The sequence below is a fragment of the Nocardiopsis sp. NPDC055824 genome (genome assembly GCF_053616335.1).
Genome location: NZ_JBSHDN010000010.1, coordinates 23,419 through 32,886, shown reverse-complemented (window position 1 = coordinate 32,886; position 9,468 = coordinate 23,419). Strand labels below are relative to the sequence as shown.

Here is a 9,468-nt window from a genome sequence, read left to right as displayed (position 1 = left end):
GGACCGGTCACCGCGCGCGCTCCCGGCACGTCCGCCGCACGGGGCACGAAGGGGTCCCCCGTTCTCTGGCCGGGATCCAGGTGCACACGGCTCTTCAGGACGTTCATCCAAGCTCGGTACACATGCCGGGCCTCCCTCGTGCCGGCCCAGTCAGTCAGGATGAAATCGTAGGCCTTGTCCGCCGACGGCATGCCCGGCTTCCCCCATGTGAACGCGAGCATCTCGAACTCCTCCCTGCGTTTCTCGATGCCTGAGCGATAGAGCCCGTACACCGCCTCCGCGTCCCCGACCACATCGGCGCTCAGGGCCTCGGCCTCGGCTGCCGACAGGGGGCTCTGATTCCGCACGGCCTCCAGGAATCTCGTGGCAGAGTCCCGGACCCGCTCGATCTCGACTTGCGCCAGTCGAAGATCGACCTCGATCCCCGACAGCCGCCTCCTGATGACCTCGTGGAGGGGGGTGGCCTCCCGCGGTAACAGCGAGTTCTGCACTCTCGTCCAGAGACTGATGTCCGCCATGGTCCTTCTCCTCGTTCTCGCCGATCAGGTCGGGCGCGTCGGTCGCCGACTCCTGTTCATGCGCCCCGGGGCGCGTCGTACCTCGCACGGGCCCCGGTGGTGATCAGCTCCTCGGCGTCCTTGATCGCCGCGGTGACCAGCCTGGCCCTGTCGGTCCTGTACCAGGGGCGCATGCGCAGGATCGTGGGCCGGGCGGCCGTGGCGAAGAGCAGGCACTCGCCCTTGTCGATCTGGCGGATGTCGGACCCCTGCATGATCTCCTGCCTGCGGAGCTGCACGGAGTGGTTGCCCTTGCCCTCCCCGTAGCTGAACGACGTGGTGGACACGTCGTGCTGGCCGATCAGTTTGGACAGGGCGTCCACGATCTTGTGGTCGTCGAGGCCGGCGCCGAACACCTTCACCGTGGCCGCGGACCACATCGCCTCCATGCCGTTCTCGGTCCAGACGCGCACGCCCTGCCGGTAGCTCTGGAGGATGGTGACCGGGACGATGCCGCGGGACCCCAGGTGGGAGTACATGTCGGGGAGGTCCGCGATCTTGCAGATGTTCGCGGCCTCGTCCAGGACGGCCACCAGGGGCGGGTCGAGCCGCCCGCCCTGCGCCTCGGAGGCCTCCTCCCCCGCCAGGAAGATCGCGTCGGTCAGGGCCGCGATGAGCGGCGCGGAGGCAGCGCGTGACTTGCTGAGGAGATGGAGCGTCTGCTTGCTGGTGACGAACGACCGCGGCTCGAACTCGGGGAGCGGCCGGTCCCCCGGAGGGGTCACCCACTCCATGATCCGGGGGTCGTCGAGGCAGCGCGCGGCCGTGCGGGCCGTGGTGTAGATGCCGTCACGGGTCTCCGCGACGATGTTCTGGGTCTCGCGCAGGGCCTCGGCGTAGGCGGTGAAGCCGTGCTCGAAGAGGACGTCCACCGGCTGCGGGAGCTTGGTGTCGTGCAGCCACTCCCCGACCGTGGACAGCGACCTGCCCGAGAGCGCGGCGGCGAGGATGAGCTGGGAGAGGAGCGCGCGGGCCGCGGGGCCCCACATGTCCTTCTTCGAGTCGTCGTCGATGGTGAGGACGAAGTGCCCGGCGAGGCGGTAGGCCTCCTCGACGCCGCGGACGTCGGTGAGGGGGTTCCACCAGAACTCCTGGCCCTGGTGGGTGACCTGCTGGGGGTCGAACAGCCACACGCGCTCGCCGGTCGTGTGCTCGCGGATCCGCGCGGTGGCCGACCACACGTCGGCCTTGTTGCTCGTGGCCAGCGCCGGTCCGGGCGCGTCCAGGACGTAGGGGATGGCCATCGCGGTGGTCTTGCCCGCGCGGGGGGCCATGAAGGCCAGGACGGTGTCCTCCCACGACGCGAAGAGTCTGGCGCCCGTCCGGTTCCCGTCGCCGCGCATGTCGCCGATGGTGAGGCCCACGTCCGCGTCCTTGAGCCCCCTGCCCCTGCGTCCGGCCAGCGATGTCCTGCGCAGCCGCACCGCCTTGTCGGCGGCCTCGGGCCGGGCCAGCTCCGCGACCGTCTCGTTGTCCTTGTTGAGTGCGCCGATCGCGTCCGGCTGCCCGTACAGGGCGTTCCGGACACGGTGGAGGACCCACCAGAGGAGCGCCGCCGACAGCGCGGCGAAGACGCCGAACAGCAGGACGACGGGGAGGGTCGGCGTACCCGGCCAGACCGTGCCGGTGTCCCAGACGACCAGGGAGACGACCCACTCCATGCCGAACCCGCCGACGGTCCCGCCGGTCAGGGAGGCGACGATCCGCGCCGCCAGCCAGAAGAGGAAGAAGAGCCCCACCGTGCCCCAGAGGGCGATCAGTACCAGCAGGGGCGGCGCCCCCGCGGCGGCGGCCCCGCCCTTCACCTGGTACTTCGGGCGTTCACGTGACATGGTCGTCCTCACTCCCTCCGGATGGCCTGGTCCGTGTCGTACAGGGTGAGTTCGTCACGGGTGAGCGTCATCTGCACCGGGATGCCGAGCCGCTCGGCGCCGGTCTTGATCAGGTACTTGCCGCGTCCGGGGTGGCGTGCGCCCGGCTGCCAGGAGTCGGGGGAGGACCACGAGGCGACCAGTCCCTGTTCGGGGCCGGTCATCGGGGTGATCCGGTTGACCGAGGCCAGTTCGCGCGGAGGGAGCCCGGCGAGGACGGTGATCGCGGAGCGGTCCACGAACCCCCGGGCCTTGGCCCGGTCCTCCTCGGTGGCCAGGGCCTCCAGGTCGCCGAGGGAGTGCGTCACCATGACCGAAGCCATGCCCTTGGAGCGGTTGAGCCGGGTGAGGGAGTCGGCGAACTCCACCAGGCCGGGGGCCCCGCGCAGGGCCCGCCACAGCTCGTCCATCACGCCGATGTAGGACCGGCGACGGATGAGGCCGTGTTCGGCGAGCACGGCCGCGGCGTCGACCATCCCGAAGCCGTAGCTCCACGTGCACAGCATCGCCGCGGTCAGCAGCTTGTCGCCGGCGGCTCCCACACGGGAGATGTCGACGCTGATCCCCGGCGCCTCCATGTCGAGCGGGCTCGTGGTCTCGCCGTCGAAGACCCCGGCCAGGGAGCCGGTGCACAGCAGGCGCAGGGTGAAGACGAGGTCGTCGACGCGCTTGTCGTACTGGTCCCTGGTGTCGGCACGGGCGAACGACCGCAGGGACTCGGGCCCCTCCTCGACGACCTGGAGGACGTCGATGACGTTGGGCTGGCGCGTCCCGGCCAGCCGCTCGTCCAGGAGGTCGACCGCGGCGCCGAGGACGACCTCCTCGGCGTTGGCGATCCTGTCCTCGCGGACCAGCGTGCACAGGGCCATCAGCAGGGAGATGCGGCGGGAGCGCACCTCCCAGCGCAGCTTCTCCCGCTCCACCTCGGTGAGCCGGCCCATGACCCCGCCCAGGGGTCCCGCGTCGAGCGGGTTGATCCGGTCCAGCCCGCGCCCGATCCGCACGACCTGCCCGCCGAGGTGGCCGATCAGGTCGGTGTAGTCGGGCTTGGTGTCGCCGAGGATGATGGCCTGCGACCCGAAGGCCACCGCCCCGGTGACGAGGCGCTTGACGAACGTGGACTTGCCCGTACCCGGCTGTCCCAGCACGAAGCACCCGGGGTTGGTGATCAGCCCCGCGCGCAGCCAGGCCATCGGGTCGAGGCAGACGACCTCTCCCGACAGCAGGTCGCGTCCGATCGGGGTGCCGATCGAGGGCGGCTTGCTGCTGGTGACGAACGGGAACAGGCCGCACGCCTGGGCGGTGGTGGCCTGGTACTCGACCGCGTTGGGGATGTTCGGCGAGGCGCCGCCGCCCCGGTGCCGCCAGCCGAGCAGGGGGGCGATGACCTCCCTGTCCCTCTCCGCCGACCGGTCCGGCCGCTCCGCCTTCTCCTTCTGCTCCTGCCTCTGCTTGAGGCGTTTGCGCTCCGCCCGCTGCTGGCGGCGCTCCTCGCGCCGGCTCTGCCGGTCCACGATCGCCATCGGTGCCCCCTTCTAACCCATACCGCGTTGGACGAGGAACGGCGGGCACACGCCGAGGGGCAGGGTCGTGGCGAACGCGACGTCCTGGCTGCCCCAGGCCCTGCGCAGCCGGATCCGGGAGGTCTCGGCCGCCGACTCGGTGTGCGCGACGGCCTGCTTGAGCCTCTGCTCGTCGTCGACGGTGGCCGTCGTGTACAGGCTCACCTGCACCAGTCCGGCCCCGCGCGTCTCCTCCTGGGCCGCCTGCCGGGCGTAGGCGAGGTCCTGGCTGTCCCTCGCGCTCACCCGGTGGCGGACCCGCCAGGACAGCTCGCTCTTGTACTGGGCCGCCGAGTTCTGGCTCTCCAGCGCACGCGCCGCCGCGGCCGCCGGCCAGGGCCGGAACAGCAGCGTGGTCCGCTTGGCCCAGCGGGTCGGGGAGAGGAGCTCGGCGAGCACCGTGCTCGTGACGTGGGTCCTCGGCGCCTCCTGCCAGATCCAGGAGACACTGGTGCCGCTGTCGTGGGTGTAGCGGTCGTGGTGCGCCTCGGCCTCGACGGGGGTCGCGTCCGTCCAGTCGAGCGTCCCGATGTCCTCGGGCGTCGAGTGCAGCAGGGAGCTGAGGTCGTTGAGCGCCGTCGGGTCGTAGGCGGTGCGCACCATGGCGACGAGCTGCTCGGGCGTCGCTCGCCCCAGCACGGACACCCCCGTGGTGGCGAGGCTCGACTCGATCTGGTTGAGGTAGCCGCTGATCTCCACGGCCGCCTGCATGCGGTCCTTGGGGGCCACCGGGAACTTGCGGGGGTCGTAGGTGATGCTGATCCGCGTCTCGACCTGGGCGCTCACCGTGGGGGCGCTCAGCACGAGGTCGCGCATGATCTTGCGGGCCGCCGCCGGGGACTTCGGGTCGATGTCCGCCTCGACGTTGGTGCGCAGCGCGCTCCCGGGGTCGGGGCGCGACTCGACGGTGACCGTGACCCACTGGACCCACGGCATGTAGCCGAGGGAGGCCAGCCACTGGTGCCAGCTCGCCACCCAGGTGTCGACGTCGGCCGGCTCGGCGAGCCACACCGAGTTGGACGAGACCAGGACCGTCGCGGTCATGTGTCCCAGCCGCCGGTTCCAGGCGAGGCCGAACCGCCCTCCCTTGCCGTCCTCGCAGGAGAGCAGGGTGACGGGGGCGAGGATGCCGGGCAGCTGGAAGGCCCGCGGGTGCTCCACCATGACGCCCGCGCGGTAGCGGGTGTGCCCGAGCACCTTGGCCCACCACCACCGCAGGCGGGTGAGCAGGAAGCTCAGCAGCGACTCCCCCTGGACCGGCACCGCGGCGAACACGAAGGCCACCGCCATGACGGGCAGGAGGTAGAGGGCGAGGCCGGGCGCGAACATGCCCGCCAGCATCAGGACGATCAGGCCTCCGAGGAGGACGAGCGTCGCGGTGAGGCCGAGCCCGAACAGCCCGATGCTGCGCCGGCGGCGCCACCCTCCGTACGTGCGGACCACTTAGACCATCCTTCCGTCGGCTCCGTCGGCGAACTGCGCCCCGGACGCGCCTTCCGGCGACACCGCTCCGGCGCCGCCCGGGTACCCGCCGCCGGAGGCGCCGCCCGACACGGCTCCGGTGTCGGCCGCTCCAGCGCCCGCGGGGGCGTCCCCGACCGCGCCGGGGTCGGAGCCGCCGTCACCGCCCGCGCCCGACGCCACCGTCTGGCTGTACCCCTGCTCCGAACCGCTGACGGTCGTGGAGCTGACCGACTCCGTCGCGCCCGCGGCGGCCGCGGCCCCGCCGTCCTGCGCGCCGCCGCCCTCGGGACCGCCCATGGCGCCGTCCACGCTCGCGGTCCCGTCCGCGCCGCCCAGGGGGCCGCCCGCACCGGTGCCGAGCCCGCCCTGCGTGCCCATGGTGCCGGTGTCGACGGCGCCCGTGCCGGCCGCACTCGCCGCCACCGCCGAGGACCCGCCGCCGGCGGGCTGTCCTGCGCCGCCCTCGTCGAGGTTGCGCGCCACTCCGGCGGCGCGCTCGTTGGCTCCGGCTGCGGCGGCCTGGGCCCCGCCGTCGGCGGAGGGGGCGCTGCCCGCGGAAGGGGAACCGGACGCCGACGAGGGGGACGCGTCGGCACCGCTGCCGTTCCCTCCTCCGCCCCCGCCGCCCCCTCCGCCGATGGAGCTGATGCCGCCCGCCGCGAGGGCCATCATCCAGACGCTGCCCGAGCTCATGAGCTTCATCAGGACGGGGAGGGCGCCGGTGGCCATGAGCATGACCGCCGCCCCCAGGAGGTACCTGGACAGGCCGCCCTCGGCCTCGGGTTCGGTGGTCGCGATGAGGACGAGGCCGGACAGGTAGACCAACAGCAACAACGGTTTGTACAGGAGGCAGGCGAACAGCCAGCCGATGACCTTCGGAAAGATCTTCAGACCGGGGACCAGCGAACTCGCGGCGGCCAGCGGCAGAAGGCAGGAGAGCAGGTAGACGATCGACTTGAGCATCGCCAGGACGATCATCTGCGCGATGAGGCCGAGAGTCACCGCGAGGCTGATCAGATAGGTGACGGCCTCGCGCGCGGAGTCCTCGGTGAAACCGAGGTCGTTGCCGCCGACGCCCACCCGCATGATGCTCGGATAGACGGTCTTCGCCGCTTCGAGGAAATTGACCTGTTTTGTCCCGGGCGCGCCGTTCTCCAGAGGCGCGCGATAGGACCCGGTCTCCAGGATCATCTGGGTGAGGCCGCTGCTGAACCCCGACAGGACGTAGACGAAGAAGAGTCCGGCGAACGTGGTGATGATGACCGTCAGAAGGCCCCGGACCAGGTCCATCATGGGATCGAGCCGACGGGTCCAGAGCAGGCGGACGGCCGCCAGCAGGATGCCCAGCGTGGCCAGGAACAGGATCAGCGGGTTGAAGACGTTCTGGAGCTGCAGCACGCCCTGATCGACGACGAGCTGGTTGCTCCCGTACTCCCGCTGGAGGGGTGCCCCGCTTCCGCTGTTGATCAGCAGCGTGAACATCCGCTCGATGATGCCCTGAAGGCTTTCCGTGATCCAGTTCGCCGTTTCCTCGTTCTCCATTCAATCACCCCGATTCCCGGCTGTATTGCTAATCTTCATCCGGAGTGCTTCCCACCCCGGGGCAGAAATTGATTCTGATGCCGCCTCTTCCCTCGTTGGCCGCGGCCCACGCGGGGAATTCCTCACAGATGTACTGCCAGCGCCACGGCTCCACAGGCGGGGGATTCCTGCCGCCGGGGCGATATTTCTCCGGGAGATCGTCCGTGCCGTCCGCCAGGTTATCGCCCTTGCAGGCGTCGATTTCCTCGATCATGTCCCTGTTGAGCTGGGGGCAGTGGTACGCGGCCCAGGGCCAGCCACTCTCGGACATGAGGTCCCGGAGCTCCCGTTCCGGCGTACACGGAGACAAGGCGTGATTGGTGGGACCGCCCGCGTACATCGAATCCTGGAAACAGTACTCGTAGCAGTCCTCCTTGCCGTCGTACGTGCACCGCTCGTCGTCGCGTCCGGTCAGCGGCACGGTGTGGGAGAGCCGGTCCCACCCGTCGGCGCCGGGGCAGAGGACATTCCGGGTCTCGGGGTCCCGGAGGGCCCCGTCGCAACCGGCCGCCTCCCGCTCGATCTCGTCCTGCTCGGCCGCGACCCCCTGGAAGAGGGTCCCGAGGTCGTTCTCGGTCTCGTGGTAAGAGCCCTGGAGCAGCGTCCCGGCGAGGGATCCGGAGGCGATGAGCAGGACCACCCCGAGGACCACCCAGGGGAGTTCGGCCATGCCGCGCGCGGCGATCCAGGGGTCGCCGGTGAAGTTGGCGTGGATCATGCGCCCGCCGATGATGATGAGCGCGAGGACGCCGACCACGGCCCCGGCCCACGCGACGTAGCCCAGCACCTCGTTGCCGGTCTGCTGGAACTGCGCCATCGCCAGCGTTGTCTGCGCCGCGTCAGCGACGGGGATTCGCTCGTACGCCATTCCGCTCTGCCCCCCGACCTCTCACGATCCGGTTCACGACCCGACGAGTGTGGTGACCACGGAAACGGCGACCAGCATCAGCGAGACGCCCATGACGGTCCACAGCACTCCGCCGACACCGTCGGCCGCCACCTCGGAGCGGCCCAGCTTGCCGATGGCCATCTTCGCGGCCGAGTACAGGATGCCGATGACCCCGATCACGACGACGACGCCCTGGGCGATGTTGAGGAACCGCCCGATCGGGTCCCCGTCGGGGTCCTGCGTCCCCCCGACCCCCCAGTCCGGCATCCGCGGCCGGACGTCCCACGTCACCTCCGCGGGAAGGGCCGCGGCCAGGTGCGCCGCGTCCGCCGCCGCCGACAGGAGTTCCAGCGGCATCGTCAGCCGCCCGCGACGTCGGCGACCGCCAGGATGACCGGGATGGCGACGAGCATCAGGGAGATCCCCATGACCGTCCAGACCAGTCCGCCGACACCGTCGGCGGCGAGGTCGGAGCGGCCGAACTTGCCGATGGCCATCTTGCCGGCGGCGAAGAGGATGCCGATGATGCCGATCACGACGATGATGCCCTGGCCCCAGCTGAACACCTGCTGGATCGGATCGTGTCCGTCCTCGAAGGCGGGCAGGTCCGGGTTGGTGTCCCAGCCGAAGGCGCCGTCCATCGGGACGGCGGCCATGTGGGCGACCAGGTCGTTGGTGGCGTTCAGAACATCCATGCGTATCCAGTTCTCCTTACCCTGAGGCCTGGCGCGCCAGGGTCTCGGTCGCCGCTGCGAGGCACGCGTTCCTGATCTGCTCCAGGGCCCGCCGCGCCCTCGCGGGAAGTTTCACCCGGTCCGCCTCGACGGCGTCCACGTAGCGCAGGGCCGGGACGAACGGGAAGCGGACGAGGAGGCCGACCCGGTCGCGCACCAGGCCCAGGCGCGCCGCGGACTCCGCGGGCTCGGGCCCGGAGCCGTCCGCCGCGACCACCAGCGCGGCGGGCCGGAGGCCGTCGGCCTCCAGGACGTTGATGACCTCGGCGGCGCGGGCCGTCGAGGCGACGCTGTTCCGGGAGACCAGGACCAGGGGCCGTCCGAAGGCGCCGATACCGCCGCGGTCGGAGGAGTAGGCACCGAGGTCCCAGGGGGTGTTCAGCAGCACGCGCAGCGTGGTGGTGCCCGCTCCGCCGTGGCAGCCGAGCACGACGGCCTCCCCGGCCCAGTCGGGCAGGGGCGGGCCAGCCGGTTCGCCCTGGTCCGTGCCGCCGGCCTGTCGCCTCCCCATGTGGTCCCCCCGTCCGTGTCGTGAAGGCGCCGCCTCCCCGGCGGGGTCGGCGCTCCCCGCGCGGCCCGTGTTCCGGGACGCCGCGCCGGGCTGGGGCACCGGGGACCGGAGAGCGGTCGTCCGCCCTCGGATGCCTCCGGCAATCCCGCCGCACCGGGGGGTTTCGCATGACGACGCGAGAATGCGGTGACGCCGTCGAACCGGGTTCGGGGGCCGAACAGCAGGCTATATATACCGCACCGAATCGAATCCGATCAAGTGACCGTTTTCATTCCTACTACTTTGCGTGACCGGTCGGA

The 9,468-nt window shown here is 71.1% G+C and carries 9 protein-coding genes; all 9 read right to left on the bottom strand.

The features are described from left to right. Positions 1 to 518: hypothetical protein (locus ACWGL3_RS04660; protein ID WP_452460898.1), on the bottom strand; the 518-nt coding region annotated here is incomplete at its 3' end. 56 nt (positions 519 to 574) lie between these two features. Then, positions 575 to 2,389 (bottom strand): type IV secretory system conjugative DNA transfer family protein, encoded by a 1,815-nt coding sequence (locus tag ACWGL3_RS04655; protein ID WP_267947691.1) that lies wholly within the window; start codon positions 2,387 to 2,389, stop codon positions 575 to 577. Between the two features lie 8 nt (positions 2,390 to 2,397). Beyond that, the gene (locus tag ACWGL3_RS04650) at positions 2,398 to 3,951 is read right to left on the bottom strand and encodes a hypothetical protein (RefSeq protein WP_267947690.1); all 1,554 of its coding nucleotides are present in this window, start codon (positions 3,949 to 3,951) and stop codon (positions 2,398 to 2,400) included. 12 nt (positions 3,952 to 3,963) lie between these two features. Continuing rightward, complete coding sequence (locus ACWGL3_RS04645; RefSeq protein ID WP_267947689.1) at positions 3,964 to 5,433, bottom strand: SCO6880 family protein; 1,470 nt, start codon at positions 5,431 to 5,433, stop codon at positions 3,964 to 3,966. Further along, a complete protein-coding gene (locus ACWGL3_RS04640; RefSeq protein WP_267947688.1) occupies positions 5,434 to 6,996 on the bottom strand; it encodes a hypothetical protein in 1,563 nt (520 codons plus the stop codon). It abuts the gene before it with no gap. A gap of 28 nt (positions 6,997 to 7,024) precedes the next feature. Continuing rightward, positions 7,025 to 7,903 carry a pilin gene (locus ACWGL3_RS04635; protein ID WP_452460897.1) on the bottom strand — a complete coding sequence of 293 codons (879 nt, stop codon included), beginning with the start codon at positions 7,901 to 7,903 and terminating at the stop codon, positions 7,025 to 7,027. 33 nt (positions 7,904 to 7,936) lie between these two features. Then, on the bottom strand, positions 7,937 to 8,281 hold the full coding sequence (locus tag ACWGL3_RS04630; RefSeq protein WP_452460896.1) for a hypothetical protein: 345 nt from the start codon (positions 8,279 to 8,281) through the stop codon (positions 7,937 to 7,939). Positions 8,282 to 8,283: 2 nt separating this feature from the next. Further along, positions 8,284 to 8,619, bottom strand: coding sequence for a hypothetical protein (locus ACWGL3_RS04625; RefSeq protein WP_267947685.1), 336 nt, complete (start codon positions 8,617 to 8,619; stop codon positions 8,284 to 8,286). Positions 8,620 to 8,635: 16 nt separating this feature from the next. Beyond that, positions 8,636 to 9,169, bottom strand: coding sequence for a hypothetical protein (locus ACWGL3_RS04620; RefSeq protein ID WP_267947684.1), 534 nt, complete (start codon positions 9,167 to 9,169; stop codon positions 8,636 to 8,638). Positions 9,170 to 9,468 lie beyond the last annotated feature (299 nt).

Excerpts from the sequence above, each read along its gene's own strand:
- ACWGL3_RS04655 (WP_267947691.1), bottom strand. The coding sequence starts at position 2,389 with ATGTCACGTGAACGCCCGAAGTACCAGGTGAAGGGCGGGGCCGCCGCC.
- ACWGL3_RS04650 (WP_267947690.1), bottom strand. The coding sequence starts at position 3,951 with ATGGCGATCGTGGACCGGCAGAGCCGGCGCGAGGAGCGCCGCCAGCAG.
- ACWGL3_RS04640 (WP_267947688.1), bottom strand. The coding sequence starts at position 6,996 with ATGGAGAACGAGGAAACGGCGAACTGGATCACGGAAAGCCTTCAGGGC.
- ACWGL3_RS04635 (WP_452460897.1), bottom strand. The coding sequence starts at position 7,903 with ATGGCGTACGAGCGAATCCCCGTCGCTGACGCGGCGCAGACAACGCTG.
- ACWGL3_RS04630 (WP_452460896.1), bottom strand. The coding sequence starts at position 8,281 with ATGCCGCTGGAACTCCTGTCGGCGGCGGCGGACGCGGCGCACCTGGCC.
- ACWGL3_RS04625 (WP_267947685.1), bottom strand. The coding sequence starts at position 8,619 with ATGGATGTTCTGAACGCCACCAACGACCTGGTCGCCCACATGGCCGCC.
- ACWGL3_RS04620 (WP_267947684.1), bottom strand. The coding sequence starts at position 9,169 with ATGGGGAGGCGACAGGCCGGCGGCACGGACCAGGGCGAACCGGCTGGC.